We start from the raw sequence: 26,361 nt of genomic DNA on the forward strand, positions 1-26,361 counted from the left end.
CAGGCTCCTGACCTGCGAACACTGCCAGGAACCCATCGAGAGAGCCCTGTCGGGGCAGGCTCGCCGTTGGTGTTCGAGAAGCTGTCGCGAAAAGGCGCAGCGGCGCCGCCGCAAGTCTGCCAACGACACCTCGTCGGGCTGGCCTGCGAACAATGCACGTGTCCCGTCTGATGCGAATTGGCACCTGTCTCAGGTGATCTGGCCCGATTCGCTCGTCGTCTCACAGGATTCAGCGTTCGTCTGCATTGATCCCTCAGGTGTGGGCCCGCGACTGTTCTTCCAGCGCGTTCCCGAAGGCAAGGTCGTCAAGAATCGGCTGCATCTTGACGTGCGGGTCGGCACCGGGCTCGTGGGTGAAGAGCGCCTCGCCGCACTTGAGGCCGAGTGCGCACGACTGGTCGCGCTCGGCGCGGTACGCGTGCGACTACTGCTTGCCGATGGAGTCAACGAGTCGTGCCTCGTGATGCAGGACATCGAGGGCAACGAGTTCTGTCTCGACTGAGAGCCTGTCGGGCCGCGAACGTGTCCTCGTTCTGTCCCCATGGGCCAAGACGAAGAACCGCCCCCGACCTGCCGGGGCGCTGCCCTCTCTGTCAAAGTAGATCGAGTCAGGCATACTGGATGATTCATTGAGTCGAGGGCGGAGAAGGAGTAGTGCCCGGGTGGCCAGCACGAATGACCACGGGACCCCTGATCCGCAGGTAGAAGCCCGTTCGACCGGTCCGCGCCGGTATACCGCGGAGTACAAGGCGAGGATCCTCGCGGAGTACGAGACGTTGGACAAGAAGGGCAAGGGCGCTCTGCTGCGGCGGGAGGGTCTGTACTCGTCGTTGATCACGACGTGGCGGCAGCAGCGGGACAAGGGCGCCCTGGACGGGCTCGCCGCGTCGGCCGGACGGCCGAAGGCGGACCCGAGGGACAAGGAGATCGCGAAGCTGAAGGCGGAGAAGGCCCGCCTGGAAGCCGACCTCGCGAAGGCCCGCACCGTCATCGAGGTCCAGGGAAAACTCTCCGCGCTGCTCGACCAGTTCGCCACGGACAGCGCCCCGAACAGGAACGGCGAGAAGAACCAGTGACCGGGGCCCAGTTCGCGGCCGTGGCGTTCAACACCGCCCGCAACCAGGCCCTTGAAGAGCTCACCGGGCTGGTCGGACGCGTCCAGGCATGCGCCGCGCTCGGCGTGAGCCGTGCCACCTACTACCGCCAACACCGCCGAAGCCCCGCCCCGGCCAAGCCGCGGCGGGAACGGCGCCGACACCCCCGCGCTCTCGCACCCGAGGAGGAGATACGGGTCCTCGATGTGCTCCATTCCCCGGAGTTCGCTGACATGGCGCCCGCCGAGATCTACGCGGTCCTCCTGGACCGGGGTGTCTACCTGTGCTCGGAGTCGACGATGTACCGGCTCCTGCGACGACATGGCGAGGTCCGTGAACGCCGCCGTCAGGCCGTCCACCCACCCCGGACCGTTCCCGAGCTGGTCGCCGAGGGCCCGAACCGGGTCTGGAGCTGGGACATCACGAAGCTGAAGGGGCCGGTCAAGGGCGTCTACTACTGCCTCTACACGATCATCGACATCTTCAGCCGCTACACGGTCGGCTGGATGATCGCCGCCCACGAGAACAAGGACCTCGCCGAGCGGTTCCTGTCCGAGACGATCGCCAAGTACGGCATCGAACCCGGGCAGTTGACGATCCACTCGGACCGCGGGTCCCCGATGGTCGCGCAGAACGTCGCCCAGATGATGGCCGGTCTCGGCGTCACCAAGTCGCATTCGCGGCCGAAGACGTCGAACGACAACCCGTTGCCATCACACTGCGCTCCTTCGGGATTCTGCGGACAGAGCGGCCTGTTGGGCCGCGATGCGGTCGCTGAGCCTGATGCCCTGGGCGACCTCGGGTGCGGGGTGGTCGGGGCCGGGTGGGTGGAAGAGGTAGCAGTTCTTGTCGTTGTAGGCGATGCCGTGGATGAGGCCGGTGCGCCGCCAGATCTTGACGGTGGTTTCGCTGACGCCGATCGCGTCGGCGTACTCGGTGAAGCTGAGCAGGCCGCGTGCCCGCAGACGGTCGTAGCGGTGGGTGAGGTGGTAGACGTCGCGGATGTTGCGGACCAGCAGGGCGGTGAAGGGCTGGCCCTTGCCGCTGGCGTGACCACGCGCGTTGAGAATCGCGGCGATCTCGCGGTGGGTGTGGTCCTCCAGGAGCTGGTCGATCAGGTCGACGGTGGCCGCGGGGTCTTCCAGACCTTCCCGCCGGCCAGCGGCATGGGGAGGTTCAGGGTGTGGTGCTGCCCGGCGGACAGCCGGATCTGCGCGGTGATCTGGTCGGTGCGAGTGAGGGTGACATCGGTGATCAGGAGGCGGGCGATGCGTTTGCGTTCCCGCATCGGGGTGTCGGCATCGGCCCACAGGCGGTGGACGTCGGCGGCCAGGGTGCCCAGCCGGTCGCGGACGGCTGCCTCGAGCGGGGCGGCCTCGCTCTTGGCGCGTTCGTAGGTGTCCTTGGCCTCGGTGACCTCGCGCAGGGCGCGGTTCCAGTCGGCTTCCAGGGCGTCGGCGACCAGGCGGTTGTCGGGGTCGACGGCGAGGTAGCGGCGCCGGGCGAGGTCGGCGTGGTGCTGGGCCCGTTTCACGTGGCTGGCCCTGAGCTGGTCGGCCTCGGCGGCGCGGGCGGTGAGCTGGTCGGTGACTTTCAGGGCGGCGTCGATGGCCAGCGGGGTGAGAGCGCCCAGGACGAGGCGGGCGACGGCGGCGTCCAGGGCCTTGCCGGGCAGGCGTTCGCAGATCCGGGCGCCGTCCTGGATGGCATGGGTCATGCACCGGTAGTCGGGCAGGAGTTCGCCGCGGTGCAAGCGGTAGCCGACCGTCATCCGCCGGCCGCACTTCCCGCAGATCACCAGCCCCTGCAGCAGCGCCGGCCCTTCCCGCGGCGGCCCGGCCTTGCTCCCCTCGCCCCGGCCGGTCGCGTTGGACAGGAGCAGTCGGCCGTTGTCCTCCCACTGCTCGAAGGAGAGGTAGCCCTCGTGGTGGTCCTCGATCAACGCGGTCCACTGCTCGCGCGGGACGTCGGACAGCGTGGTCTTCCCCTCCGGGGTGCGGCCGGAACGTTTCCGTCCGTAGACGAACGCGCCCGCATAGCAGGGGTTGTGCAGCATGTTCAGTACCCGCCAGTGCTTCAGCGGGCCCCAGACCAGCTCACCCTTGTGGGCGCCGGTGCGGATCCGGGCGGGGAAGGACAGCTGGTCGGCGGCGAAGGCGATGACGACCTGGCGGGCCGAGCCACTCGCCGCGAACAGGGTGAAGACCCGCTCGACAGCGCCGCGGACCGCGGCATCAGGGTCCTTGACGATCCGGTCCAGTGGATCATGGACATAGCCGATCGGCAGGCACTGCTTCAGCTCCCCGCGCCGGGCCTTGGACAGCTGACCGCCCCGAAGACGCGCCTTGAGCAGGTGCAACTCCGCTTCGGACATGGTGCCTTTGAGCCCAAGGACGAGACGGTCGTTGAACGAGCGGGGATCGTAGAGACCGTCCTCGTCCAGGATCAGCGTCCCGGTCATCGCGCAGATCTCCAGGAGCCGATGCCAGTCGGTGTTGTTCCGCGCGAGGCGGGACACCTCCAGGCCGAGCACGATCCCGGCCCGCCCGAGCGAGACCTCGGAGACCAGCAGCTGGAAGCCGTCCCGGCCCGCCGCGGAAGCCCCGGACTGTCCCTGATCGGTGTCGATCACGGTGATCTGGCCCTCGCCCCAACCCAGCGCGATGGCCCGGCCCCGCAGCGCGTACTGCCGCTGGGTGGACTCGGTGTTGTTGACGACCTGCTTCAGCGAGGACTGACGGACATAGAGATACGCCCCTCGCCGGAGTTGATCAGCGGTGACCTTCCCCGCTCCGGACGGCTGATCCTGCATGACGGACTCCCTTACGAGCGCAACACTCCCGGTGACGGTGACGGTGACGGTGACGGTGACGGTGACGGTGACGGTGACGGTGACGGTGACGGGATCAGGGTGGCTGGAGGCGTCCCAGGACCAGCGAGGCCAGGGCGTCGACGAGTTCGGCTGCGACATCAGCGGTGACATCGCCCCCGGCCGCCGGGGCCGCAGGCCCCGGCGGCTTGTCACGGACGGCGACCAGAGCGAGGATCGCGCGACTCCAGGCGGCCATGCCCGAGCGGGCCAGCACCGCGAAACCGTGCCGCCATCCACCGCCGTGACCGTGAACGACCGCGGACCGCAGCCGCTCGTACTCCTCCGAGGTCCTTGTCCCGCCGTCCGCCTCAGCGGTCGGCGCCTCGTATGTTCTCCTCCTGGCCGTGGGCCCGGGCCTCGCGCCTGCGGGCCAGGGCCCGCTCGACGGACCGCGGGTGCACGGTGATCCCGAACGACTCGGCCACCACGACCGCCAAGGCCGGCGCCTTCAGCCCGGGGTTGGTCTCCAGCAGGGCCTCGAGGTGTTCCATGACCGGCCCGGTCAGCTTGCTGGGGCCCTTCGGGCCGGGCTTGCCCGGCGCCAGAGCCGCCGGGCCGCCCGCGTCCAGCGCGGCGGCGATCGCATAGAAAGACTGCCGGCAGAACCCGAACGCGGGCGCCGCCCGCGCCACGGGCACCTTGTCCACCCGCACCCGGCGCACCATCTCGTACTTGACCTGCACCAGATCGTACGGATCCAGGAACGGCGAGTTGATGAACGCCTCGTCCACCACCTGCTCGGGCCGCGGGTTGAGCGTCCGGGACTCCTCCAGGGCCCGCACCTTCGCCGGATCGACCACTCTCGTCGCCATGCCCGCCTCCTCTCCCGATGCCTGTCACCAGGATTCCGGCGCCACCGGGCCCGGCCAACCCCCAGGCCGATACCACGAGGAGTGAAAGAAGCAGGCCAGCGCATACCCCGGCGAAGAACGCGCCCCCATCCGGACCGGCGAGCTCCCCGAGCCACGGCACGAACACCACGACGCTCACGACGTGATCTCCCCGACACCCCGCAGCCGGTCGATCAACCCGGCCAGCTCCACCAGATCCTGCGTCCGGAACGGACACGAACCCTCGGCGGCGACCACGAACGCGTCCACCGGCGCCACCGACGTCCACTCCGTCGGGATCTTCGACCGGCCGCCCACCTCGTCGAAGTAGTACACCCGGTCCCCACGCCAGCACTGCCGACGCTCGATGAACTCCAACTCCAGCCCCGCCAGGGGATGGAACGGATGCGTCACCCGCACCCGCCCCTGACCTCCGTCTCCAGAGTCGGGATCACTTGCAGTTGACGGATCACGCCAACCCGTACAGCGAGAGCCAGTACAAGACCCTGAAATACCGGCACGACTTTCCCGAGCGTTTCGGATCTCTCGAGGACGCCCGGGCGTGGTGCACCCAGTTCTTCACCTGGTACAACGAGGAGCATCGGCACTCCGGGATCGGCCTGCACACGCCCTACGACGTGCACTTCGGTCTCGCCGAGCAGCTCCGCGAGATGCGTGCCGACGTCCTCCAGGCGGTCTACGCGAAGCACCCTGAACGCTTCGTCCGCAAGCCACCAGAGCCCCCGAAGGTCCCCGCAGCGGCCTGGATCAACCAGCCGGCACCAGACGGCCCACTGATCCCAGCACAGCGTTAGAACGATCTACCTGCCTTGATCGCTTTGACAGGTTCCGCTGTGGCGCAGATCGCCGGATCAGGCGCTCGGGGCGGGCGAGCCGTCCGGCCGGTTCGACCGGTTACGACAAGCTTGATGAGACGGACCCGGTGGTCTGCGTCTCACCGAATCTGGCGCACCGCAGCCCAGCGGCGACGCTCTGCGCCAGGTCGGATGCGAGAGGACAGTTGTCGGTGAGGGGTGGCAGGCTGCGCCCATGAGCCATGACCCTGCTGGTGTGGGAGGGCAAGCGGCCGGCGGATGACGCCTCTGCGGCCCGGTATTTCACCGATCTGTACGACTGGTACATCGATACAGAGGAGCCTGCGGTTCCTCCGGTGGAGCCAATAGCGGCCTGTGTAGCCGCGCTCTTGGAACGATGGCCGGATCTCACTGAAGACGAAGGCGATAGTTCGCCGTGGTCAACCGGCCCGCTGATCGGGGAAGCCGGCGGCCCGCTGATCTACTTCCCCATGCGCTGGAGCATGGCCGAGGAAGCGTCTGCCTATGCGGCGGAGGTTGCTGCGTCGATGGGCCTCCACTGCTTCGACCCGCAGGCACGGAAGCTCCGGCCCTAACCGGAACAGCAGCGACGGACCAGATCAACTGAGACGGCGCCGGGCAACCGTGCGTCCGGGACCAGATCCACTGAGATTTCCAGCGTCACAGCGTCTCAGTACTTCTGGTCGCTGCAGGTCACAGGCATCACCAGGGACCAGATCACCTGAGACGGGACAGCAGGGATGCCTCCGCCTCTGAGGTCCCTTCATCCCTGGCACAGAACGCCAGGCATCAATCTTCGGTGGCGACAGATCAAGGTTCGCTGTCACAGGTCAGCAAGCAAGTCCCTCCAAAGCGATTGTCGTCAGACCGGTTCCGATATATCGTTGACGCATCGCGACAGATCAACGATGGAAGGAGCGTAGCGATGCGTTCACATGGACACGAGCATGAGCACGGACATGGGCACTGCGGGCCCGGTCATCACGGTCGGGGCGACTTCGAGGGCCGCCGGGCCGCATTCGGACAGTTCGGTCCGCCGTTCGGTGGTGGCCCGTTCGGTGGTGGCCCCTTCGGCGGGGGGCGCGGTCGCGGCGGCGGCCGGGGGAGGGCGCGGCGCGGTGACGTACGCGCTTCGATCCTGGCGCTGCTGAAGGACCGGCCGATGCATGGGTACGAGATGATCCAGGAGATCGGCGAGCGCAGTGGCGGGGCCTGGCGGCCCAGCCCCGGCTCGGTCTACCCGACCCTCCAGCTGCTGGAGGACGAGGGGCTGATCGTCAGCGCGAGCGAGGGCGGCAAGAAGCTGTTCACGCTCACCGACGCCGGCCGTACCGAGGCGGAATCCGGGCCCGACGCGCCCTGGGAAGAGGTCGGCCGCGGGGTCGACTGGGAGAGCGTCAACGAGATCCGGCAGGCCGGCTTCGGTCTGATGGAGGCGTTCGGTCAGGTCTGGAAGACCGGCTCGGCCGATCAGCGACAGAAGGCGCTGTCGGTGATCAATGACGCGCGGAAGAAGCTCTATCTGATCCTTGCCGACGAGCACTGACCCGAGGGGTGGTCCCGACGGGTGTGGTGCGAAGGGCCCTGTGGCTGAGCCGCGGGGCCCTTCGTTCGTCCAGTGGTGGTCAGGCGGCGACCAGGCCGCCCAGTTTGCGCAGCGACTCGACGAGTGCCGCGGTCGCCGAGTCCTTGAGTTTGCCCGCCATCAGAGAGACCGCGGCTCCGGTGAACTCTCCGTCGATCCGGACCGTGGTGGCATCGCCGTCGGGTGTCAGTGAGTAGCGCATCGCCAGATTGACGCCCATCGGCCCCTTGCCCCGGGTGGTCAGCAGCCGGGTGGTCTCCAGTTCCGCCACGGTCCAGGTCACCTCGGCGGGAAAGCCCATGAGCTTCATGTTCTCCTCGTAGGTGGCCGCGAGTTCGAGTGTGGCCGGGCCGCCCTTGGGGAAGCTGGTGTGGGTGGCGTTCCACTGGCCGTACGCGGTGAAGTCCGTCAGCTGGGCCCAGACCTTCTCGGCCGGCGCTTCGATACGCGCTTCGGCACTGACTTCGGCCATGCGACCACCCCTTCTCGTCGGGTTACGGTGTCGCGGAACGTAGCCGCAGTGGCGAGAACATTCAATACTGATGACCCGTCAGATTTGATCGGTCGGTGCTGTGCGCCAGATCGGTGCCGCGTCGAACCGGTCGCAGGCGCGGGGGTGCGGGCCGTCGTCGTGGCAGTGGAACGCCGCCCGGAACAGGTCGGCGGGCAGGGGGCACGGAGAGCGAGGGCCCGGTGGACGTGCTCACGTCCGTCGATCGCCGGCAGGGCGGCCGACCGGCTCACCTCTGCTGCTTCCTTCCGGCCGCCCTGCACGTGGTGTGGCGTGGGGGATGTGTGCGGGACGGCTCGCGGTTCTTCGGGCAGAGCAGGGCAAGGCGGCGCGCGCCGTTTCCGGCAATCGGATCCGCGAATGGCGGGATCTCATCCGTAAGGAGGAGGAACCGCTCTGGTGTCCCCAACTTCGGTGGGATGCGTAAATGGGCCCCTCCGGGGATGCTCGGGCGCCCCGGGACTGATGGGGTGAGAGGTGTGCAAAACCGGACGCCGCGGATTCCTCAGCAGCCCGCACCGAACCGTGCTGAACTCGGAGCCAGACTCACCGATGAGCTGGCCTCGGTGGTGACGGGTGCCCGCAGGCGCGCTCTGCGCGACGGCGACCGGCAGATCGACACGGCTCATCTGCTGCATTCCCTCATCGAGTCGGATCCCGAGGTCCGCACTGCCTTCGAGGGCGGACCGGAGCTCGCGAAGGTGCTCGGCTACCTCGTGCAGCGCTCCATCGGTTACGGGCTTCGCTGGCAGGGCACCGTGGAGGACTCCGGCGCGATTCCGGTGGTCACTGGGGTGGTTGCCGAGGCAGGGGACGCGAGGGTGGAGGGCTGGTCGCCCTCGGCTCTGTCGGCGATGGCCGGTGCCAGGGAGCGCGCGGAGCTGCGCGGGGACGTGCGGGCCGGAGGACTCGATCTGCTCGCGGCACTGGCCGCCGACCCGGAGTGCAGGGCTGTCGAGGTGCTGGAGCGGGCGGGTGTCGACGCGGTGCAGCTCGCCGGTCGGATCATCAATCTGCCGGGCGGGGACTGACGGCTTCTCGTCGCGCGGGCGCCTCGGCGCGGCGGATGCATGACCAGAGCCGGGTCGACGCCCGCCGAAGCCGCCACGGCCCGGATGGTCGTGCGCTCGAAGCCTTTCTCCGCGAACAGCTCCCGGGCGTCGGTGAGGATGCGCGTCTCGATGGCTCGGCGACGGTCGGCACGCGAGGTGCGAGGGGCGGGTCACGGCGGTCAGGGGCCAAGGTGGTATCGGAGTGTTACGTGCGACAGTGGTCACCGGGGTGACGCTCATGACGGCAGCTGTCATGATGTGCCGATGCACGCGTCTCAGGGGAGAAGCGCCGGCCTGGGACTAGCCCTGGCCTCGGCGTTCGCATTCGGTGGTTCCGGGGTGGCGGCCAAGCCGCTGATCGAGGCAGGGCTCGACCCGCTTCATGTGGTGTGGCTACGGGTGACGGGTGCCGCCCTCGTCATGCTTCCCGTGGCGTGGCGCCACCGGGATCTCGTACGCAGCCGTCCCGTGCTGCTCCTGGGCTTCGGGCTGCTCGCCGTCGCGGGCGTCCAGGCCTGCTATTTCGCCGCGATCTCCCGCATCCCTGTCGGTGTCGCGCTGCTCGTCGAATATCTGGCGCCCGCGCTCGTCCTCGGCTGGGTCCGGTTCGTGCAGCGCCGTCCCGTCACCCGGGCCGCCGCGGTCGGCGTCGTTCTCGCGGTCGGCGGTCTCGCCTGCGTGGTCGAGGTGTGGTCCGGGCTGAGCTTCGATGCCGTCGGGCTGCTGCTTGCCCTCGGTGCCGCCTGCTGCCAGGTCGGCTACTTCGTCCTCTCCGACCCGGGGAGCGGGGACACGGCGGGCGTGGAGCCTCCGCATCCGGTCGGCGTCATCGCGTACGGACTGCTGATCGGTGCGGCCGTCCTCACGGTGGTGGCGCGGCCCTGGGGGATGGACTGGTCGGTCCTCGGAGGCCGCACCGGCATGAACGGCACGGAGGTTCCCGCCTGGTTGCTGCTCGGCTGGATCGTGCTGCTCGCCACCGTGATCGCCTATGTCACCGGCGTGATCTCGGTGCGGCTGCTGTCTCCTGCGGTGGCGGGTGTCGTCGCCTGTCTGGAGGCGGTCATCGCCACCGTGCTCGCCTGGGTGCTGCTCGGGGAACATCTCGCAGCGCCGCAGCTCATCGGCGGCGCCATGGTGCTGATCGGTGCGTTCATCGCCCAGTCGTCGACGCCCAAGGCCCCCTCCGGGCCCGTCGCGTCGGGGCTGGGCGGGGGTGGCGGCCGGGATGCCGTCGAGGGCGAGTTGTCCGCCCGCGGCGCGGCCACGTAATGTGCCGATCATGCATCTCACCGTGCTTCCGCCGCCTGCCGCCTAGCGCGGGCGGCCACTCCTGACGAAGGCCGGGCTCGGGAAGTCCCCGAGCGGATCGTCGCTGCCCGCGTGCCGAGCCGAGCGACCACCATCTGTCTTCCTCAGGAGAAGTGCACGTGTCGAATCCTGCTTCCCGCCTGCCCGTCGGGCGGAGCCTGTTCTATCTGATCGTCGCCGGGGTGGCCTGGGGGACCGCAGGGGCTGCCGCCTCGCTGATCTTCCGGGTCAGCGATCTCGGTCCTCTCGCCCTCTCGTTCTGGCGCTGCGTCGGTGGTCTCGTGCTGCTGCTCGCCGCGCTCGTGCTGCGGCCGCGACGCGCAGCCGTCCCCGCCGAGTCGCGGCGGCGCCGCCTGCTGCGCATCCTCGGGACCGGCGTCGGCCTCACCGTGTTCCAGAGCGCGTACTTCGCGGCCGTCGAGGCGACCGGTCTCGCGGTCGGCACCGTCGTCACGCTCGGGGCCGGGCCCGTGCTCATCGCCGTCGGCGCGCGGCTGGCCATGGGGGAGCGCCTCGGCGGCGGAGGGCTCGCCGCGGTGCTGGGCGCGCTCGCCGGGCTCGCCGTGCTGGTGCTCGGTGGCGAGGGCGCCGCGGTGCGTCCTGCCGGGGTCGCGCTGGCGCTGCTCTCCGCCTCCGGATATGCCGCCATCACCCTGCTGACCCGGTGGCTCGGCCGCGACGGCGGCGGCTCGGACCCGCTCGCCACCAGCGCGTGGGCCTTCGGGATCGGGGCGCTCGGGCTGCTGCCGATGGCGGCTGCGGAAGGACTTGTGCCGCACACCGCGGACGCCGCCCAAGTGGTGTGGCTGCTGGTGTACGTGGCGGCCGTCCCCACCGCGCTCGCCTACGCGCTCTACTTCGCGGGCGCCGCGGTGGTGCGGGCCACTACGGTGTCCGTGATCATGCTGCTGGAACCGGTGAGTGCCGCGGTCATCGCCGTCGTCGTGCTCGGGGAGCAGCTCACCACGGCCACGGTGGTCGGCACACTGCTGCTCCTCACGGCGGTGGCGGGGCTCGCCGTCGCCGAGACGCGCAGTGCGGCGAGCACCCGCCGCCGGGCGGCCGTTCCCGCCTGACTGTGCCGGGGGGCGGCCACCGGTGGTGGCCGCCCCCCGGGGGCATCAGAGAACGGTCAGATAGTCGGGCACGGCGATGACCGGATCGAGGTCGTCCGACGGCTGGGGCGCACGGTAGCCGCGGGCCAGCGGAACCACGCCCGCCCAGTGCGGCAGCGCGAGATCGTCCGGATCGTCGTTCGGGCCGCCGGTGCGCACCTTCGCGGAGACCTCGTCGAGGTCCAGCCGGATCACGGCCGTCGCGGCGAGTTCCTTGGCGTTCGCCGGGCGGGAGTCCGCGGTCCGGCCCGGGACGACGTGGTCGACGATCGCGTCGAGCGCGGTACGCCGCTCCTCCGGATCGGTCACCGTGCGGGCGATGCCGTGCACCACCACGGAGCGGTAGTTGATCGAGTGGTGGAAGGCGGAGCGGGCCAGTACCAGCCCGTCGACATGCGTCACCGTGAGGCAGACGGACAGGCCGGGGTCCGTCTCGCCGGCCTGCCGAAGCGGCCGCGAGCCGGTCGAGCCGTGTACGTACAGCCGCTCGCCGATCCGGCCGAAGAGTGTGGGCAGGACGACCGGTGCGCCGTCGCGGACGAAGCCGAGATGGCAGAGGTAGGCCTCGTCGAGTATCGAGTGGACCAGCTCCCGGTCGTACGAGGCCCGCTCCCGGGAGCGGGTCGGGACGGTCCGCTCGGTCGGTTCGTACGGGGCTGCCGCCTCCGGGCCCGTGGTCTGCGGCGGTGCGGTGTCCGGCATGGCCAACTCCATTGCACTAGTGCATAATCATGTTTGTGCTAGAAGAGTATCGGATCGTCGGGCGGCGTGCATCGGAGATTGCCGCGAGTGTCGAGCGAGCGGTCGGGTCGGGCGAGCTCGCGCCCGGGCAAGTGCTGCCGCCCATGCGGGAGTTGGCGGCCCGGCTGGAGGTCAATCCGAATACGGTCGCGGCCGCCTACCGCACCCTTCGCGAGCGCGGGGTGATCGAGACGGCCGGCCGCCGGGGGAGCCGGGTGCGTCCGCGCCCCGCCAGTACGGCGCGTGGCTCGCTCCGGGTCGAGGCGCCGCCCGGGGCGCGTGATCTGGGAGAGGGGAACCCTGATCCGGCGTTGCTGCCACCACTGGACGAGGCGTTCGCGGCGGCCACGCGGGCGTATGCGGAGCGGCCGGGGATGTACGGAGAAGTGCCGGTGGACCCGGAGTTCGCCGCTCTGGCGCGCGCCGCCCTCGACGCAGACGGGGTGCCGGCCGGGCCTGTGGCCGTCGCCTCCGGATCCCTGGACGCGATCGAGCGGGTGCTGGTCGCCCATCTCAAGCCCGGTGACGCGGTCGCCGTCGAGGACCCCGGCTGGGGCTCCCTGCTCGATCTCGTACCGGCGCTGGGTCTGCGTCCCGTGCCGATCCCCGTGGACGACGAGGGGCCACTGCCCGACGCCGTCGACGAGGCGCTGAGCGCCGGTGCCCGTGCGCTTGTGGTGACCGACCGTGCGCAGAACCCGACAGGTGCCGCTGTCGGGGCGGCGCGCGCCGCGGACTTGCGCCGCGTTCTCGCCGGTCACCGCGGAGTGCTGCTGATCGAGGACGATCACGGACACGCCATCGTCGATCTGCCGCTGCACCCGCTGGCGGGTGTCACGGACCGGTGGGCGTTCGTGCGGTCGGTCGCCAAGGCGTACGGGCCCGATCTGCGGGTTGCCGTGCTGACCGGGGACCCGGTCACGGTCGACCGGGTCCTGGGGCGGCAGGGGCTGGGGCCCGGCTGGGTCAGCAGGCTGCTGCAGCGGGCGGTGGCGCACCTGCTGACCTCGGGCGCCGTCGACACCGGCGCGGTCGCCCGGTCGTACGGGGAGCGGCGGGACGCGCTCGTCCGGGCGCTGAAGGAGCGCGGTGTCGAGGCGCACGGCCGCAGCGGTATGAATGTGTGGGTGCCGGTGAGCGACGAGACCGGGACCGTCGCCAGGCTGCTGGGCGCGGGCTGGGCGGTGGCGCCCGGGGCGCGGTTCCGGGTCGCCGCACCCCAGGGGGTCCGGCTCACCGTGTCACCGCTCACCGCGGCCGACATCGAGCCGCTGGCGGATGCGGTGGCGGCAGCGGCCGGACCGCTACGCCCGTTGAATTACGGCTGAGCCGGGTGGCGTTCGGTGGTCCGACGGGACGGGGCGAGCGGTCCGGGCTTGGGCTTACGGGCTCTGCTCTGGGTCAGGGCGGCGCCCGCCAGGACGATCAGGGCGCCGACCGGGGTGTTCCAGGTCAGCTGTTCGCCGAGCAGGGCGACCCCGGCTGCGGTGGCGATGACCGGAATGAAGTACGTGACCATCTGTGCGGTCGTCGGTCCGACCTCCTGGACCAGGCCGTACTGCATCAGCACCGCAAGGCCCGTACCGAGCGCCCCCAGCGCGACGACGGCGAGCGTCGGCAGCAGGGGGAAGCCGTCCGGGGCCGACGTGAACAGAGGGGTGACCAGGGCGATCTGCACGGTGCCGAGGAAGAGCTGGCTGCCGGTCAGGGCGAGGGTGGACGACCCGCTGCCCGACAGGGTCCTGCGGACGTAGATCCAGCCGACCGGGTAGCTGAGGGAGGCGAGGAGCGCCATCGCCGTGCCGCTGAAGTCCAGCCCGGAGAAGCCCTGCCAGGCGCCCAGCACCGTCAGCACACCGAGGAAGCCGAGACCGAGTCCCGCCACGCGGCGACGGGTCGGCCGGTCCTCGGACAGCGCGACGAGGGACAGTGCCATGCCCCACAGCGGCGAGGTGGCGTTGCAGATGCCGGCCAGCGTCGACGGGATGGTCAGTTCGGAGTAGGCGAAGAGCGAGAACGGCAGCGCGTTGAGGAAGAACGCGGCGACGGCGAGATGGCCCCAGGTGCGGGCGGTGCGCGGCAGCCGCTCACGGCGCACCACCATGGCGACGGCCAGCACCGCCGTCCCCGACAGCAGTCGGCCGAGCGTCACCTGGAACGGGGCGTACCCCTCGGTGCCCACCTTGATCAGGAGAAAGCTGAAGCCCCAGATGAGCGAGAGCGCCGCGAAGCGGATCCGCCAGTCCAGTGCGGGGCGGCGTGCGGAGGAGGGAGCGGGGACACCGGTCGCCCGGGTGGGGGCGGCGGTCGCGGTGGGGGCGGTCATGAGGACAACGATGACAACTTCAACCGCGTAGGACAAGTGAGACTTTGTGGGGCCCTTCGCGTAGCATTGCTTACATGTTGAACCTGGAGCGTCTGCGCACCCTGGACGCCCTCGCCCGCTTCGGTTCGGTGAGCGGCGCGGCCGAGGGCCTGCATGTCACCACGTCGGCGGTCTCCCAGCAGCTGGCCAAACTGGAGCGCGAAGTGGGGCAGCAGCTGCTCGCCAGGAACGGCCGCGGGGTCCGGCTCACCGACGCGGGCCGGCTGCTCGCCGATCATGCCGCGAGGATCCTGTCCCAGGTCGAGCTGGCCCAGTCCGACATCGAGGCCCAGCGCGGAGAGGTGGTGGGCGAGGTCCGGCTCGGCGCGTTTCCGACCGCCGCGCGCGGACTGTTCCCGGCGACGCTTGCCGCGCTGCGCGCGGACCACCCCGAACTGAAGGTGCGCACCGCCGAGTTGGAGCCGGAAGACTGCATCCGTGCCGTGATGCGGGGCGATATCGATCTGGCGGTGGTGCTCGACTGGAGCAACAAGAGGCTGCCGGTCCCCGGCGGTCTGGCCATGGCCGAACTGCTCGACGACGCACCGGACATCGCGATGCCGGCCGGTCACCCGCTCGCGGACCGGACGGAGGTGGATCTGGAGGACTTCGCCGACGACGACTGGATCTCCTGGCCGGAGGGCGAGTTCTGTCACGACTGGCTGATGTTCACGCTGCGCTCCAAAGGCATCGAGCCGCGCATCGCTCATCTCGCGGGCGAACACCACACCCAGCTCGCGCTGATCGCCGCCGGCGTGGGCGTCTGCGTGGCGCCCCGGCTGGGGCGGGGGGCGGTGCCGGACGGGGTGCGGCTCGTGCCCGTGCGGCAGAAGATGAGGCGGCACGTCCACGCCGTGTGGCGGGCGGACGCGGACCGCCGCCCGTCGATCAGGGCGGCGGTTGCGGCTCTGCGTGCGGCGGGCCGGGAGTTCGACGCTCCGTTGAACGGGGACGGCGCGGCCTGACCTCGTGACGGTGGGGCGGTGGAATCAGGCCGGGTTTGCCAGTTTCCGGAAGTCCCAGGAGGTGATCGCCTCCGGGGTGAGCCGCAGCCACGCGTGCCGCCCGTCGTGCGGCATCACGTCCATCCCGAAGTACTTCGCCGCGAACAGCCGCTCCGGAAAGTCCAGTTCGGGACAGTCCTCGCCGGTACGAGGGGCCTCGCCGACGAAGGCTGCCTCGCCCGAGAGCTCGACGCCACGCAGTTCTCCGTACTCCACCCCGTCGTCGACGACCACCGCGATCTTCGGGTCCTGGCGCAGCTGTGACCAGCGCAGGGACCGGGTGATCGAGTACAGCCAGAGCGAGGTGCCGTCCCAGGCGAACCAGAGTGCGCCGATGTGCGGGCGGCCGTCGGCGGAGACGGTGGCGACCCGGCAGGTGCGCTGCTCCGTGAGGTACGTGTCGCGTTCCGCGTCCGTCATCATGATCCGACGGCCCCGTCGCTGAATGACGGCCATGGGGCGCCCCTTCCAAGTAGCTGACCAAGTGTCAGAAATCATGGGTCCTCTTCCCTCCCGGCGCAATGGCCGTTAGCCTCGCGCGCCCGGCTGTCGGCAGAAGGGCCGCCGGCAGACACCAGGAGCCACCGAGAGGGGCAGCCGTGCCGTCCAGGGAACAGCTCGCCGAGCAACTCGATCCGGCCACCACCGCTCTCCTGACGGTCGAGTGTCAGCAGGGAGTCGTGGGCCCCGACAGCGCACTGCCCGAACTCGCCGACGCGGCGCGCGGATCCGGCGCCCTCCAGCATGTCGCCCGGCTGGTCGCAGCCGCCCACGAGGCCGGTGTCCAGGTGCTGCACGCGGTCGCCGAACGGCGCCCCGACGGGCGCGGTGCCAACCACAACGCCCGCCTCTTCCGGGCCGCCGGGCGCCTGCCCGTGCAGCAGCACTCCGGCACCACGGCGGTCCGGATTGCCGCGCCCATCGAGGTGGCCGACGAGGACATCGTCGTACGCAGGCTGCACGGCCTCTCGCCCATCGCCGGCACCGATGTGGACGCGCTGCTCCGCAATCTCGGCTGCCGAACCCTCGTCGTCGCCGGTGTCTCGGCCAATGTCGCCATCCCCAACGCCGTCTTCGACGCGGTGAATCTCGGGTACACGGCGGTCGTGCCGTCCGACGCCATCGCGGGGGTGCCCGCCGACTACACCCCCGCGATGATCCGTAACACGCTCGCCCTCGTCGCCACCGTCACCACCACGCAGGACGTGCTGGGCTGCTGGCAGAGCCCCCGGAGGGCCAGGCCCTGACCTACGAGGCGAGCGTGATCGAGTCGCCCTCGACCTTGATCGACGCGGCGGGCAGCGGTTCGGTGGCCGGGCCCGCCGACACACTGCCCGTCGCGGCGTCGAACTTGCTGCCGTGACACGGGCAGTTGATCGTGCCGTCCGAGACGCTCGATACCGCGCACCCCTGATGTGTGCACTTCGACGAGAACGCCTTGAACTCCCCGGCCTTCGGCTGCGTGACGACGACACCCTTGTCGGCGAAGACCTTCCCGCCGCCCTCGGGGATGTCGGTGGTCTTCGCCAGGACGCCCGCAGCACCGCCGGCACCGGCCTGTTCGACGGCAGCCGAGCCGCCCGAGCCCTTCGAGCCGCCGCACGCGGTGAGTACGGCGGCCACTCCGACGGCACCGGCGGCTGCGACGACGGTGCGACGCCCGGGACGGACCTCGTGCTCCTGCGATGCGCTCATGCTGGCATTCCCTTCCGCGGTGTTCATGGCTTCGACCAGGGATACGTGCGGTCGATGTCCCATGTTCAACGACCGAGGGATTTCCTCAGGAAGTCCCGCTCCAGGACCAACGGATGGGCCGCCGTCTCCTCCTGGGTGACTAGGTGGGTCGACCCGGAGAGCGGCAGCACCGTGTGCGGTTCTCCGCCGCCAGCAGCGCGGCGGAGAACCGCAGCATGTGGGCGACGGTCACATGTCTTGCAGGTCCGGACGCGCAACTTGACGCCGAGGAGGGGGACGGCCGAGGGGGCGAGCAGACGGTCCGGGGCGGCGGCGCGGCCGAGGTGGTCGCCCCATCCGGCCTTTTCGGGTGGTGCCGCCGCCCACCGGCCGACGATGCCCTCCTTCGGGCTGCTGCGGTTCCTGGGCGGATGAGGCGATCACGGCGCCTACGCTGGTGGTGGGAGCCCGCCGATGGTTGTGGGGGCGTCTCTCGGCTGACACTCCGCAGATTCTCCCCAGGCCTCCAGTCTGCTGAGTCAGGGGACGGATGCGAGGGTCATGTCCCTTTGATGGCAAGGCTGAATGAACGGATAGCCTGGTAAAATGCTCACCGAAGTCACAGCGACCCGCTATGTCACGCCCCTGCGTGAGGGCGGCTCACTCCCCGGGATCGTCGAGGCCGACGATCTCGGTACCTACGTCATGAAGTCGCCCAGTCAGGGGCGCTGACCTGCGGAGATGCCGACATGGCCGCGGCTGATCTGCAGGGATGCATCTTTCAGGGCGATTCACGTTCGTGCTGGTTTACACAGCCGATTCTCCCCACGCGCTCCCCCGGAGGGGTGGAAACTCCCCAGATCCTCCCCAGCAAAAGGCGACGCTACCAACGGAGACGAGGCGAAAACCCCTGTCTGTTGTCAGCACGGTGGGTGATCGCCAGGCGGATACGACGCCGCCATCCTTGGTTCTCCGGGGCGCGGGTTCCCATGCGGTTGGGAGCTGGATGCCATACACGGATGGTCCGTCCTGAACGAAGCCACCGGCAGCGCGGGCTTATCGAGCGTCCATGGTCCGTTAGCTGACTGGAAGGAAACGGCTGGCCCCGGGCTCTCGCCGAAGGCCCGGCCGACGCTGGGCGGCGAAAAGGGTGGTGTGCGGGGCCGACGGAACCGGGTAACGTCTTTGTCATGTTCTTCCAGACGCCGATTTACGAGTGAGAGCGTGATGGGCCCCTGCTGACGTCCTTCGACGTCGCCGCCCGTCCCCCACCGATGAATCCGTAGATCACTTCACATCATTACCGGGAGAACCCGTGACCGTGAGCAAGAACATCAACAACCCCGTGGGCATGGGCGGCGGCCAGCGCAAGAAGCTGTCCCGTACCGAACGGCAGAACAACGGTCCGCACCGCAACCTCGACCGCCAGGGTGCAGCCGACAAGAAGGCGGAGCTGGTGCGCAAGATGCGCGAGAAGGCAGGCGCAGCTGAGGGCGCCGGGCAGACGGGCGACGACACCGCACAGAGCTGACGCACCGCCGCCGCAGGGCGGCACCGTACGGCAGCAGGGCCCGGACCGCGACGCGCGGTCCGGGCCCTGCTGCCGTACAGGGCGCGGCCGGTACCGCTCAGCTCTCGGCCGAGCATCCGCGTCTCAGCCGACCACCCGCTACCGTCGCCTCAACCAGACAGCTACAGCCAGGACCCCGCTCATAGGGGCCTGCCGATTGTTGTGGCGTCCTCACGATTCTGACCGTTCGACGCGGCCTGGTTCCGGCAACGCGACGCGTCATCGGACCGGAAGGAGGACGGGCATGCCCATATCGACCGTGCCCAGTACGGTGCCTGCTCCGCGCGTCCGCCATCGCCGCCCTGCGGGGGGAGGTGGTTTTGGGAGTGGACACGTACCGCTATGCGCATCTGGCTGCGGTGCTCTCATTGACGGGGGCAGTGCTTGCTACCGCCGGGGACTGGCTCCTACGGGGCGTCCCTGTCGCGCTATCTGCTGGCGCAGGGCGTGGACGTGTTGGACGTGAATCGGATGGGCCGGGCAGATCGTCGTCGGCGCGGTAAATCGGCTCCCCTGGATGCTCAGAACGCGGCGCGATCGGTTTTGAGCGGGCAGGCTCGCGCCGGGCGAAGGCGGGCGACGGGCAGGTGCAGATCGCGAGGGTCTACAAGCTCACGAAGGTGTCGGCCGTCAAGGCCCGCACGCAGGCCATCAATCAGCTGAAGGCTGTTCTGATCACTGCCGATCCCGCTTTGCGAGAGGGGCTGGCCGGACTGGGCAATGCTGAACTCTTCCGTACCTGTGCGCGGTTCGCCGATGGGAGCAGTCGAGGGGATCCCGGATCTGCTCGGACAACTGCCCGATCCGGTGAGCGGGCAGACCCAGGTGGACGCCCGTCTGGTCCGGCTCGTGGAGCGGCATGCTCCGCAGTTGCGTGAAGTGGTGGGGATCGGTGCGGATACAGCTGTCGCTTTACTGGTCGCGGTGGGGGCAACCCGGAACGGCTGGGAAGTGAGGCGTCGTTCGCCGCTTTGTGCGGGGTCGGCCCCGTCGAGCGTTCCTCGGGGCGCCGGCAGTACTGCCGCCTCAACCGCGGCGGCGACCGGCAGGCGCATGCCGCGCTGCACCGCATCGTGTTCACCCGCCTGCGGGTCGACCCGCGTACCCAGGACTACCGAGTGCTGCGTCGGGCGGTGAGTGTCTTCTCCCGGTCGGCGAGCGCGGCGAGATCGCGCTCGGCGTCCAGTGCCGCCGCGCACGCGGAGCCGACGGCGGTGATCGCCTGGCGGTTGGTGTGGTCGACGACGTCGCCCGCACCGAAGACGCCGGGGACGTTCGTACGCGTAGAGGGCGCGTCCACCTTCAGGTGGTCATCGGTGTGTCCCGCAGAACCAGGCTGGAGAGCATGCCGGCCCCCTCCTTGATCTCCGCGATCTCGCTGTCGAACGCTGAAGGAGATCTTGTCGCCGGACAGGCGGGTCAGCCGGCCCTCGCTATTGATCCATCGCCGCTGACATGCTCCTGCAGGAGACCGGTGAACAGGCGCGTCAGCATGAGCGTGAACGCGTCATCCTCCAGTCGGAACTGGTGGTGCGACAGTCGAGTCTCGCCCGCCCTTGAGTTCTCCGGGCGCAGGCGGCGTGCGCAGAAGGAGCCAGCCCGGCCGCGGTCTTGGAGAGCCCGGCATCGAGGATTGCTCGATGCAGGGCATGAACTGCCGTAAATAGATATTTTGACATAGCTATATGCCCGTACCTAGAGTGTGGGTCATGCCCCAGCCGAGCGTGTCCGTTCAGGACATCGAGCACGTAGCCGCCGAGCTCGTGGCGTGTCTGCCTACGCTGGCTCGGGCCGTGGAACGGCAGATCGGCCCGGAGTACAAGCACCCCAAGCCGTCCGAGGCGCAGATCGCGCTGCTCCGTCATGTGGAAGCGAACGACGGGGCGACGGTGCGCAGGGCGGCCGAGGCTCTGCTGATGAAGCCGAACAATGTGAGCGCGCTGGTCACCCAGCTCACCGAGCAGGGTCTGCTGGTCCGCCGGCAGGACCCTGCCGACAAGCGGGTCGCGCATCTGCACCTCACGCCGACCGCGCGGCAGCAGCTCGCCGAGGTCCAGCACCTGATGAGCGGTCTGGTCGCCCGGGAACTCCGGGCCATGACCGAGGGCGAACTGGATGCCCTCGGCTCGGCGCTGGGCGCGCTGAACGCGCTGAACGCGCGCCTTCACTCCGTCACTCGCTGACACGCGTACAAGGCTGTCCTCAGGGCCTTTCCCGGCGTGCGGCGCTCGTCCTTGTGCGAGCCGTACGGACCTTGCCGTGTATGTCGTCGGCGGGATGACGCCTCCTTCCGGCGCTTCCTGCCTCCCTCATGTCCCCGATCCCCGCTTCGTCATGCGCGGACGTGCGCGGACGTGCGCTTCCGTCCGCGCACCTCCACCCGATGCCTTGCAAAGGACAGACACCTTCATGCTCTCCGACGTCTTGAACTCGCCTGCTCCGCCTGCCCCTTCGCGCCGTGCGGAGCAGCCGCGCGGCCGACGCGCCAACCCGTGGCTGACGCTGATCGCCGTCGCCTTCGGCCTCTTCATGGTCGGCCTCGACGGCTCGGTCGTCTCGATCGCCAACCCGGAGATCGGCAGGGACCTGCATGCCTCCACGGCCGACCTCCAATGGGTCACCAACAGCTACTTGCTTGCCCTCGCCGCCGCTCTGATCCTCGGCGGCAAACTCGGTGACCGCTTCGGCCGCCGCACCGTCTACCTGGTGGGCGTCGCAGGTTTCACCCTCTCCTCGGTGGCCATCGGCCTGTGCGGATCCATCGAAGGGGTCATCGCCTTCCGTGCACTCCAGGGTTTCTTCGGTGCGCTGCTGATGCCCAACACGCTGGGCTTGCTCCGTGCTGTCTTCCCGCCGAAGAAGTTCGGCATGGCGGTCGGCATCTGGGCCATGGTGTCCTCCGTGTCCTCCGCGCTCGGTCCGATCGTGGGCGGCCTGCTCGTCGAGCACGTCAACTGGGAATCGGTCTTCTACATCAACGCGCCCATCGGCGTCATCGCGCTCGCCTTCAGCATGGCCGTACTGCCGCAGAGCAAGAACGCCGCTGCCGCACACGAGAAGTTCGATGTCCCCGGCGTCGTGCTGCTCGCGCTCGGCCTCCTCGCCGTTGTCTTCGGTGTCGTCAAGGGCGAGACCTGGGGCTGGACTTCGGGCGGCACGCTGGGCACCATCGCTGCCGGCCTGGTGATTCTGCTGCTGTTCGGCTGGTACGAAACCCGGGTGGCACACCCGCTGCTGCCGATGCGTCTCTTCCGTAACCCGACGCTGACCATAGGCGCCGTCATCACCGCGCTGAACTTCTTCACCCTGCTCGGTGTGATCTTCTTCGTGATGCTGTACCTGCAGAATGTGCACGGCTTCACCCCGGTGCAGGCCGGCGTACGCACCTTGCCGCTGAGCCTTGCTTCGATCGTGGCGTCGCCGCTGGGTGCGGCGCTCACCGAGAGGTTCGGCCCCAGGCTCACGATGCCGCTGGGCATGGTGCTCCAGGCGGTCGCTTGCTTCGCGATGCTCGGGTGGGGCGCGGACTCCTCGTACACCGCGATGTGGCCCCCGTTCATCGCGCTCGGACTGGGGGTCGGCATGGTGATGGCGTCGTCCTCCGACGCGATCGTCGGGAACGCACCGGTCAAGGACGGCGGTGTGGCCGGCGGCCTTCAGGCAACCGCGCTGCAGGTCGGTGGCGCACTGGGCACCTCCGTCCTGGTGTCGCTGATCAGCAGCCGGGTCGGCTCGACTCTGGTGGGTGAGCTGAACTCGGCCGGCGTGCCTGCCGGTGCGACCCACGGGCTGAGCGAGGCGAAGGACGCGGTCGCGATGGGCGTCGCGCCGGTCTCCGACACCATGCCGGCCCAGCTCAGGTCCGCAGTCGTCGAGGGAAGCCACCAGGCATTCATGAACGGAGTACACACCGCCGTGCTCATCTCCGGCGTGCTGTGTGTGCTGGGCGCCCTGCTCGCAGTGGCCGGTATACGGCGCAACCCCGACGCGGCCAGCCACTGAGGGACATGACGGGCATGACAGCGGGTCCCGCGATGCGAACAGGCATCGCGGGACCCGCGTCTCGTACGTCGGGGCAAGGCCGGACGACGCGTGCACCGGCCCGACTTCACCGCCGGCATTGCGGACGATGGCGACGGAATCGCCAAGGTGTTGGACTACAGGGCCGCTGCGAAATTCGGTTCTGCTCAATGGCCGGCACGGCGAATACCTCGCTCATCTCGAACAGGTCGATGTCCCCGATGCCCCCCGGTTCGAAAGGCCATTCCACCGTCATCGACCCGGACAGCGACCGAGCACCGCTCGGTGGGGGCAGTGCCGAGACGTCGGCTTACGGACCTGGGCCTGAGGGTCCGTCAGTTCGCTGCGGGCCCGTGCACGCGGAGCGGCGCTGCCCTCTGGCATCCAATCCAGGCGTTTGACATCGAACCCAGTCGTCCAGGGCGGGCGGAGCCGGCCCGCGTCCGCGGCCTGGTCAGGCCGCGGACGCGGGCCCGGGTGGCAGATGGACGGTCATGATCAGATGGCAGGGCTCGTCGCCCGCCCCGCGATAGGTATGGGGGGCGTCACCGTCGAACGTGGCGGTCTGCCCGGCTTCGACGGAGTGCTCCGTACCGTCGACGACCAGGACCATGCGTCCCGCGGTGACGCTGACGGTCTCCACGACGCCGGCCTGATGAGGGTGGCTGGGGTACTCCTCGCCAGGCTCGAGACGCCATCGCCACACCTCGACCGGAGCGGGGCCCGAGGTCGTCAGCATGAGCCGGGCCTCGCTGCCGCGCTCGCCCGCCCACAGCGGCATCACAGTGCTGGCCGAGACCACACGGACGCGCCCTTCGGTCGGACCGTCCATCAGCGCGGAGACCGAGACACCCAGCGTGTCGGCAAGCCGGACCAGGGTCGCGAAGTTCGGATTTCCCTGCGCCTTCTCCAGCCCGACCAAGGCCCCCTTGCTGACCTTGGCCCGGCGGCCGAGCTCGTCCAGGGAGAGGCCGGCGCGAGTGCGAGCTGAACGGACATTGTGCGCGAGCGTGCGCAGGGCCGCCTCTGTCTCGGTCACTTGGTCACCATCCCCATCGGATCGGTCGGTGGAATGCACCACTCGGTCGTTCGGTTGACAGAGGGCGGTCGTTCTGTTGTACGGTTTAGTCGTTCTGCTGCAATCGTAAGGGATCGTCTCGTGATAGCTCTACTGCTGGCCCTGGGCAGCTCACTGGCCTACGGATGCGCCGACTTCCTCGGCGGTCTGGGCGCCCGCAAGGCCCACGTGCTCCGCACTGTGATGGTCGCCGCGCCGGCCAGCCTGGCGGTCGAGCTGCTGTTGTGGCCCGTGCTTGGGGCCTCATTCAGCCCCGCCGCGCTCGGCTGGGGCGCCGCCTCCGGGGTGGCCTCGGCCGCCGCGTTCGCCCTGCTCTACAAGACCCTCGCCATCGGCCCGATGAACGTGCTGTCCCCGGTCACCGCGCTGGTGTCCGCCGCGCTCCCGGTCGCGGTGGGCCTCCTGCAGGGCGAGCACCTGGGGGCGGCCGGACTTTTGGGTCTGCCGCTGGCGCTGGTCGCGGTCGTGCTGGTCAGTGCCGGGCACGGGACAGGCTCGTCCCGGCCGTCGCGTACGGCGCTGCTGCTGGCCCTCGGCGCGGGCGCGGCCATCGCGCTGCAGCTGATCTTCCTGCACCAGGCGCCGTCCGACAGCGGCGTGGCGCCGTTGATCATCGGCAGAGCGGTCTCCTCGGCCGTCACGCTGACCGCGGCCGGGCTCCTGCACCGCAGGCTCGGCACCGAGAAGCCCGCCTATGCCCTGTCGGCCACCGCCGGTGTGCTGGACTCGCTGGCGAACCTGCTGTTCCTGTTCGCCGCACGCAGCGGCGACCTCACCGTCGTCGCTGTGATCACCGCCCTCTACCCGGCCGGTACGGTCCTGCTCGCCCGCAGCGTGCTCGCCGAACGCATCCACAAGGGACAGGTCGTCGGGCTGGGGGTAGCCGCGGTCGCCGTCAGCCTCCTCGCCCTCACCTGACCGCCCTGCGCACTTCAAGGAGCCCCGCATGTTCATCCAGCCCTGGGACGCCGCCCTGGACGAGGCCGAATGGCAGACCTGGATCGTCGAAGGCCACGACTTCGGACTGCTCAGCGTCAACGGCCTGCCCGGTCGCGCACCCACCACCGTGCCCACCCACTTCGTCCCCGACGGCAGTCAGCTGCTGATCCATCTGGCCCGCCCGAACCCGGTCTGGGAGTCGATCGAGTACGACCCGAACGTCACCTTCACTGTGATCGGCGACTACGCCTTCGTCCCCGGCCCGTGGCGCGCCAAGCCGGGCACGCGTCCCATCGAGGGCGTGCCCACCAGCTACTACGCCGCCGTCCAGTTCATCTGCGGGGCGCACATCGTCGACGAGCCGGTAGCCAAGGCTGAGCTACTGCGCCGACAGATGGCCCACTTCCAGCCCGACGGCGATCACGCCCCCATCGAGGTCGACCAGGCGCCGTACGGGCGGATGCTGCCCGGCATCCGCGGCCTGACGCTGGAAGTGACGGAGGTCCGGGCCAAATTCAAGTACGACGACCACAAGCCCGTAGAGCACCGTGCCACCGTCGCCGACCACCTCACCGACCGCAGCCAGGCCCTTGACGAGCCCACGGCTCGCCAGCAGCGGTGCCGCCTGGACCGCATCGGCCCCTGGAAGCTCTGACCCCGCCCACCCCGCACCACCTCGGAACGGAGCCCTGCCCATGACCGCCTTCCGCATCACCTCCGCCGTCGCCAACGCCTTCCCCGACACTCTCATCGCCGTGGTCACCGCCAGCGGACTGCGCGGCCGCGAACCCTGGCCCGACACCGCCGCCGCCCTCGACGACCTCGAACAGCAGCTGGCCGCCGGCACCTGGACCCCGGCCGACGAGAGCGACCCGCGGATCGAGGCGTGGCACACCGCCTACCGCTCTTTCGGCACCAACCCCCGCCGCATCCGCCCCAGTGTCGACGCCCTGGGACGCCGCATGGCCAAGAAGGGCACCCTGCCGCGCATCAACCCGGCCGTCGACTCCTACAACGCTGTCTCCGTCCACCACGGCCTGCCCGCAGGAGCCTTCGACCTCGACCACGTCACCGGCACCGTCGAGATCCGGTACGCGGACGGCACCGAGGAGTTCACCCCACTCGGCGAACCCGACACCACCGAGAATCCCAAGCCCGGCGAGATCATCTACACCGACGCCACCAGTGTGCTGACCCGGCACTGGAACCACCGCGACGCCCACCGCACTCGCGTCACCGAGGACTCCACCCGCGTCGCCTTCGTCCTCGAAACCCTCCACGCCACCCGCGACGGCCACCTGCTCAAGACCGCCGCCGAGGAGCTGCACGGCCTGCTGATGCTCCACGCCGACCAGACGCGCGTGCACTACCTCAGCCCGGAACGACCGGAAGTCACAGTGTGAGCCCGCTAGCCGACCGAGGTGCCACGGAGCGCGGGGGCTCAGGGCGCAGGAGGTCTACCAGTCTGCTCACCCCTCACGACTAGATTCTCTGACAGAGAATCTAGTCGTGAGGGGTGAGCAGACTGGCGGAGTCGTATGTCGGTATCGGCTGGGTCGGAAGGGGCGGCGCCGTACGTCGAGGTGTCGTGCGTGGTGGGCAGGCGCGGGCGTCGACGGCGTCTTGAACGCGCCAGTCGAGCACGCCCCCGTCCTGCGCATGCCCCGTCTTGCCAGCGCAACGGCCAGCCCTCGTTGGTGCGCTGGGCAACGATTGCCCGTTCGCCGAGCTCTACGAACGCCGGGGCCACGTCTGCCTTCGCAG

At 69.6% G+C, this 26,361-nt stretch carries 26 protein-coding genes and 7 pseudogenes; 20 read left to right on the forward strand and 13 right to left on the reverse strand.

The window, feature by feature from the left end; translation table 11 throughout:
* Nucleotides 1–241: 241 nt before the first annotated feature.
* From OG972_RS34195 to OG972_RS34205, 3 genes and pseudogenes are all read left to right on the forward strand, one after another.
* A pseudogene (locus OG972_RS34195) lies at nucleotides 242–502 on the forward strand (VOC family protein); the annotation flags it as partial.
* 160 nt (nucleotides 503–662) lie between these two features.
* The gene (locus OG972_RS34200; RefSeq protein WP_266977831.1) at nucleotides 663–1,076 is read left to right on the forward strand and encodes a transposase; all 414 of its coding nucleotides are present in this window, start codon (nucleotides 663–665) and stop codon (nucleotides 1,074–1,076) included.
* 86 nt (nucleotides 1,077–1,162) lie between these two features.
* A pseudogene (locus OG972_RS34205) lies at nucleotides 1,163–1,801 on the forward strand (transposase); the annotation flags it as partial.
* Nucleotides 1,802–2,208: 407 nt separating this feature from the next.
* Here the strand turns inward: OG972_RS34205 and OG972_RS34210 are convergent.
* The 4 genes from OG972_RS34210 to OG972_RS34225 all read right to left on the reverse strand — a co-directional run bounded on the left by OG972_RS34210 (nucleotide 2,209) and on the right by OG972_RS34225 (nucleotide 5,210).
* Nucleotides 2,209–4,065, reverse strand: coding sequence for a recombinase family protein (locus tag OG972_RS34210; protein WP_266988176.1), 1,857 nt, complete (start codon nucleotides 4,063–4,065; stop codon nucleotides 2,209–2,211).
* Nucleotides 4,001–4,180 carry a hypothetical protein gene (locus OG972_RS34215; RefSeq protein ID WP_266977829.1) on the reverse strand — a complete coding sequence of 60 codons (180 nt, stop codon included), beginning with the start codon at nucleotides 4,178–4,180 and terminating at the stop codon, nucleotides 4,001–4,003. The genes OG972_RS34210 and OG972_RS34215 overlap by 65 nt, the downstream gene beginning before the upstream one ends.
* A gap of 94 nt (nucleotides 4,181–4,274) precedes the next feature.
* Nucleotides 4,275–4,778, reverse strand: coding sequence for a helix-turn-helix domain-containing protein (locus OG972_RS34220; protein WP_266977828.1), 504 nt, complete (start codon nucleotides 4,776–4,778; stop codon nucleotides 4,275–4,277).
* A gap of 174 nt (nucleotides 4,779–4,952) precedes the next feature.
* On the reverse strand, nucleotides 4,953–5,210 hold the full coding sequence (locus OG972_RS34225) for a DUF5372 family protein (protein ID WP_266977827.1): 258 nt from the start codon (nucleotides 5,208–5,210) through the stop codon (nucleotides 4,953–4,955).
* Between the two features lie 62 nt (nucleotides 5,211–5,272).
* Here OG972_RS34225 and OG972_RS34230 point away from each other — a divergent pair.
* The 3 genes and pseudogenes from OG972_RS34230 to OG972_RS34240 form a co-directional block, all read left to right on the forward strand.
* Nucleotides 5,273–5,611, forward strand: a pseudogene (locus tag OG972_RS34230) (integrase core domain-containing protein); the annotation flags it as partial.
* A gap of 242 nt (nucleotides 5,612–5,853) precedes the next feature.
* A complete protein-coding gene (locus OG972_RS34235; RefSeq protein ID WP_266988178.1) occupies nucleotides 5,854–6,207 on the forward strand; it encodes a hypothetical protein in 354 nt (117 codons plus the stop codon).
* Between the two features lie 350 nt (nucleotides 6,208–6,557).
* Nucleotides 6,558–7,178, forward strand: a complete 621-nt coding sequence (locus tag OG972_RS34240; protein ID WP_266988180.1) for a PadR family transcriptional regulator — start codon at nucleotides 6,558–6,560, stop codon at nucleotides 7,176–7,178.
* A gap of 79 nt (nucleotides 7,179–7,257) precedes the next feature.
* Here the strand turns inward: OG972_RS34240 and OG972_RS34245 are convergent, their stop codons facing one another.
* Both OG972_RS34245 and OG972_RS34250 read right to left on the reverse strand, forming a co-directional pair.
* Entirely contained in the window at nucleotides 7,258–7,689 is a 432-nt protein-coding gene (locus tag OG972_RS34245; protein WP_266988182.1) for an SRPBCC family protein, read from the reverse strand.
* 61 nt (nucleotides 7,690–7,750) lie between these two features.
* Nucleotides 7,751–7,961: pseudogene (locus tag OG972_RS34250) on the reverse strand (hypothetical protein).
* A gap of 246 nt (nucleotides 7,962–8,207) precedes the next feature.
* Here OG972_RS34250 and OG972_RS34255 point away from each other — a divergent pair.
* Nucleotides 8,208–8,759 (forward strand): Clp protease N-terminal domain-containing protein, encoded by a 552-nt coding sequence (locus tag OG972_RS34255; protein ID WP_266990883.1) that lies wholly within the window; start codon nucleotides 8,208–8,210, stop codon nucleotides 8,757–8,759.
* A 38-nt stretch (nucleotides 8,760–8,797) separates the two neighbouring features.
* On the opposite strand, the pseudogene OG972_RS34260 reads toward OG972_RS34255, so the two are convergent.
* A pseudogene (locus OG972_RS34260) lies at nucleotides 8,798–8,911 on the reverse strand (helix-turn-helix domain-containing protein); the annotation flags it as partial.
* A gap of 133 nt (nucleotides 8,912–9,044) precedes the next feature.
* On the opposite strand from OG972_RS34260, the gene OG972_RS34265 reads away from it, so the two are divergent.
* Nucleotides 9,045–10,052 carry a DMT family transporter gene (locus OG972_RS34265; RefSeq protein ID WP_266988184.1) on the forward strand — a complete coding sequence of 336 codons (1,008 nt, stop codon included), beginning with the start codon at nucleotides 9,045–9,047 and terminating at the stop codon, nucleotides 10,050–10,052.
* 158 nt (nucleotides 10,053–10,210) lie between these two features.
* Entirely contained in the window at nucleotides 10,211–11,167 is a 957-nt protein-coding gene (locus OG972_RS34270) for a DMT family transporter (RefSeq protein WP_266988186.1), read from the forward strand.
* Nucleotides 11,168–11,212: 45 nt separating this feature from the next.
* Here OG972_RS34270 and OG972_RS34275 read toward each other — a convergent pair whose 3' ends face one another.
* Nucleotides 11,213–11,908, reverse strand: a complete 696-nt coding sequence (locus tag OG972_RS34275; protein ID WP_266988188.1) for a pyridoxamine 5'-phosphate oxidase family protein — start codon at nucleotides 11,906–11,908, stop codon at nucleotides 11,213–11,215.
* A 35-nt stretch (nucleotides 11,909–11,943) separates the two neighbouring features.
* Here OG972_RS34275 and OG972_RS34280 point away from each other — a divergent pair, with 35 nt between their 5' ends.
* Complete coding sequence (locus OG972_RS34280; protein ID WP_266988190.1) at nucleotides 11,944–13,275, forward strand: aminotransferase class I/II-fold pyridoxal phosphate-dependent enzyme; 1,332 nt, start codon at nucleotides 11,944–11,946, stop codon at nucleotides 13,273–13,275.
* On the opposite strand, the gene OG972_RS34285 is transcribed toward OG972_RS34280, so the two are convergent.
* Nucleotides 13,266–14,273: a DMT family transporter gene (locus OG972_RS34285; RefSeq protein ID WP_266988192.1), complete on the reverse strand. Its 1,008-nt coding sequence runs from the start codon at nucleotides 14,271–14,273 to the stop codon at nucleotides 13,266–13,268. The two genes, OG972_RS34280 and OG972_RS34285, sit on opposite strands and share 10 nt — an antisense overlap.
* Nucleotides 14,274–14,347: 74 nt before the next feature.
* Between OG972_RS34285 and OG972_RS34290 the strand changes: the two genes are divergently transcribed.
* Nucleotides 14,348–15,277, forward strand: a complete 930-nt coding sequence (locus OG972_RS34290; RefSeq protein WP_266988194.1) for a LysR family transcriptional regulator — start codon at nucleotides 14,348–14,350, stop codon at nucleotides 15,275–15,277.
* Nucleotides 15,278–15,301: 24 nt separating this feature from the next.
* Here the strand turns inward: OG972_RS34290 and OG972_RS34295 are convergent, their stop codons facing one another.
* Nucleotides 15,302–15,772, reverse strand: coding sequence for a pyridoxamine 5'-phosphate oxidase family protein (locus OG972_RS34295; protein ID WP_266988196.1), 471 nt, complete (start codon nucleotides 15,770–15,772; stop codon nucleotides 15,302–15,304).
* Between the two features lie 143 nt (nucleotides 15,773–15,915).
* On the opposite strand from OG972_RS34295, the gene OG972_RS34300 reads away from it, so the two are divergent.
* Nucleotides 15,916–16,563, forward strand: a complete 648-nt coding sequence (locus OG972_RS34300; protein WP_266988198.1) for a cysteine hydrolase — start codon at nucleotides 15,916–15,918, stop codon at nucleotides 16,561–16,563.
* A 1-nt stretch (nucleotide 16,564) separates the two neighbouring features.
* On the opposite strand, the gene OG972_RS34305 is transcribed toward OG972_RS34300, so the two are convergent.
* Nucleotides 16,565–17,011: a Rieske (2Fe-2S) protein gene (locus OG972_RS34305; RefSeq protein WP_266988200.1), complete on the reverse strand. Its 447-nt coding sequence runs from the start codon at nucleotides 17,009–17,011 to the stop codon at nucleotides 16,565–16,567.
* Between the two features lie 585 nt (nucleotides 17,012–17,596).
* Here OG972_RS34305 and OG972_RS34310 point away from each other — a divergent pair.
* The 3 genes and pseudogenes from OG972_RS34310 to OG972_RS34320 all read left to right on the forward strand — a co-directional run.
* On the forward strand, nucleotides 17,597–17,722 hold the full coding sequence (locus OG972_RS34310; RefSeq protein WP_266991062.1) for a hypothetical protein: 126 nt from the start codon (nucleotides 17,597–17,599) through the stop codon (nucleotides 17,720–17,722).
* Nucleotides 17,723–18,305: 583 nt separating this feature from the next.
* Nucleotides 18,306–18,521 carry a DUF6243 family protein gene (locus OG972_RS34315; RefSeq protein WP_266988202.1) on the forward strand — a complete coding sequence of 72 codons (216 nt, stop codon included), beginning with the start codon at nucleotides 18,306–18,308 and terminating at the stop codon, nucleotides 18,519–18,521.
* A gap of 1,010 nt (nucleotides 18,522–19,531) precedes the next feature.
* Nucleotides 19,532–19,615 (forward strand): annotated as a pseudogene (locus OG972_RS34320) (hypothetical protein); the annotation flags it as partial.
* A 56-nt stretch (nucleotides 19,616–19,671) separates the two neighbouring features.
* On the opposite strand, the pseudogene OG972_RS34325 reads toward OG972_RS34320, so the two are convergent.
* Nucleotides 19,672–19,869 (reverse strand): annotated as a pseudogene (locus OG972_RS34325) (thioredoxin-disulfide reductase); the annotation flags it as partial.
* A gap of 400 nt (nucleotides 19,870–20,269) precedes the next feature.
* Here OG972_RS34325 and OG972_RS34330 point away from each other — a divergent pair.
* Complete coding sequence (locus OG972_RS34330; RefSeq protein ID WP_266988204.1) at nucleotides 20,270–20,743, forward strand: MarR family winged helix-turn-helix transcriptional regulator; 474 nt, start codon at nucleotides 20,270–20,272, stop codon at nucleotides 20,741–20,743.
* A gap of 226 nt (nucleotides 20,744–20,969) precedes the next feature.
* Nucleotides 20,970–22,562, forward strand: a complete 1,593-nt coding sequence (locus tag OG972_RS34335) for an MFS transporter (RefSeq protein WP_266988205.1) — start codon at nucleotides 20,970–20,972, stop codon at nucleotides 22,560–22,562.
* 472 nt (nucleotides 22,563–23,034) lie between these two features.
* On the opposite strand, the gene OG972_RS34340 is transcribed toward OG972_RS34335, so the two are convergent.
* Entirely contained in the window at nucleotides 23,035–23,619 is a 585-nt protein-coding gene (locus tag OG972_RS34340; RefSeq protein WP_266988206.1) for an XRE family transcriptional regulator, read from the reverse strand.
* A gap of 120 nt (nucleotides 23,620–23,739) precedes the next feature.
* On the opposite strand from OG972_RS34340, the gene OG972_RS34345 reads away from it, so the two are divergent.
* The 3 genes from OG972_RS34345 to OG972_RS34355 are packed head-to-tail and all read left to right on the forward strand — an operon-like array spanning nucleotide 23,740 to nucleotide 26,000.
* A complete protein-coding gene (locus OG972_RS34345) occupies nucleotides 23,740–24,576 on the forward strand; it encodes an EamA family transporter (protein WP_266988208.1) in 837 nt (278 codons plus the stop codon).
* A 28-nt stretch (nucleotides 24,577–24,604) separates the two neighbouring features.
* A complete protein-coding gene (locus OG972_RS34350) occupies nucleotides 24,605–25,252 on the forward strand; it encodes an FMN-binding negative transcriptional regulator (RefSeq protein WP_266988210.1) in 648 nt (215 codons plus the stop codon).
* A 40-nt stretch (nucleotides 25,253–25,292) separates the two neighbouring features.
* Complete coding sequence (locus OG972_RS34355; protein WP_266988212.1) at nucleotides 25,293–26,000, forward strand: B3/4 domain-containing protein; 708 nt, start codon at nucleotides 25,293–25,295, stop codon at nucleotides 25,998–26,000.
* Nucleotides 26,001–26,361: the final 361 nt, after the last annotated feature.

It is taken from the genome of Streptomyces sp. NBC_01669, assembly GCF_026339735.1.
GTDB lineage: Bacteria > Actinomycetota > Actinomycetes > Streptomycetales > Streptomycetaceae > Streptomyces > Streptomyces yanii.

Excerpts from the sequence above, each read along its gene's own strand:
- OG972_RS34210 (WP_266988176.1), bottom strand. The coding sequence starts at position 4,065 with ATGTCGCAGCCGAACTCGTCGACGCCCTGGCCTCGCTGGTCCTGGGAC.
- OG972_RS34305 (WP_266988200.1), bottom strand. The coding sequence starts at position 17,011 with ATGAGCGCATCGCAGGAGCACGAGGTCCGTCCCGGGCGTCGCACCGTC.
- OG972_RS34290 (WP_266988194.1), top strand. The coding sequence starts at position 14,348 with ATGTTGAACCTGGAGCGTCTGCGCACCCTGGACGCCCTCGCCCGCTTC.
- OG972_RS34335 (WP_266988205.1), top strand. The coding sequence starts at position 20,970 with ATGCTCTCCGACGTCTTGAACTCGCCTGCTCCGCCTGCCCCTTCGCGC.
- OG972_RS34310 (WP_266991062.1), top strand. The coding sequence starts at position 17,597 with ATGCTCACCGAAGTCACAGCGACCCGCTATGTCACGCCCCTGCGTGAG.
- OG972_RS34355 (WP_266988212.1), top strand. The coding sequence starts at position 25,293 with ATGACCGCCTTCCGCATCACCTCCGCCGTCGCCAACGCCTTCCCCGAC.
- OG972_RS34285 (WP_266988192.1), bottom strand. The coding sequence starts at position 14,273 with ATGACCGCCCCCACCGCGACCGCCGCCCCCACCCGGGCGACCGGTGTC.
- OG972_RS34245 (WP_266988182.1), bottom strand. The coding sequence starts at position 7,689 with ATGGCCGAAGTCAGTGCCGAAGCGCGTATCGAAGCGCCGGCCGAGAAG.
- OG972_RS34275 (WP_266988188.1), bottom strand. The coding sequence starts at position 11,908 with ATGCCGGACACCGCACCGCCGCAGACCACGGGCCCGGAGGCGGCAGCC.
- OG972_RS34235 (WP_266988178.1), top strand. The coding sequence starts at position 5,854 with ATGACCCTGCTGGTGTGGGAGGGCAAGCGGCCGGCGGATGACGCCTCT.
- OG972_RS34220 (WP_266977828.1), bottom strand. The coding sequence starts at position 4,778 with ATGGCGACGAGAGTGGTCGATCCGGCGAAGGTGCGGGCCCTGGAGGAG.
- OG972_RS34265 (WP_266988184.1), top strand. The coding sequence starts at position 9,045 with ATGCACGCGTCTCAGGGGAGAAGCGCCGGCCTGGGACTAGCCCTGGCC.
- OG972_RS34240 (WP_266988180.1), top strand. The coding sequence starts at position 6,558 with ATGCGTTCACATGGACACGAGCATGAGCACGGACATGGGCACTGCGGG.
- OG972_RS34330 (WP_266988204.1), top strand. The coding sequence starts at position 20,270 with ATGCCCCAGCCGAGCGTGTCCGTTCAGGACATCGAGCACGTAGCCGCC.
- OG972_RS34350 (WP_266988210.1), top strand. The coding sequence starts at position 24,605 with ATGTTCATCCAGCCCTGGGACGCCGCCCTGGACGAGGCCGAATGGCAG.
- OG972_RS34295 (WP_266988196.1), bottom strand. The coding sequence starts at position 15,772 with ATGGCCGTCATTCAGCGACGGGGCCGTCGGATCATGATGACGGACGCG.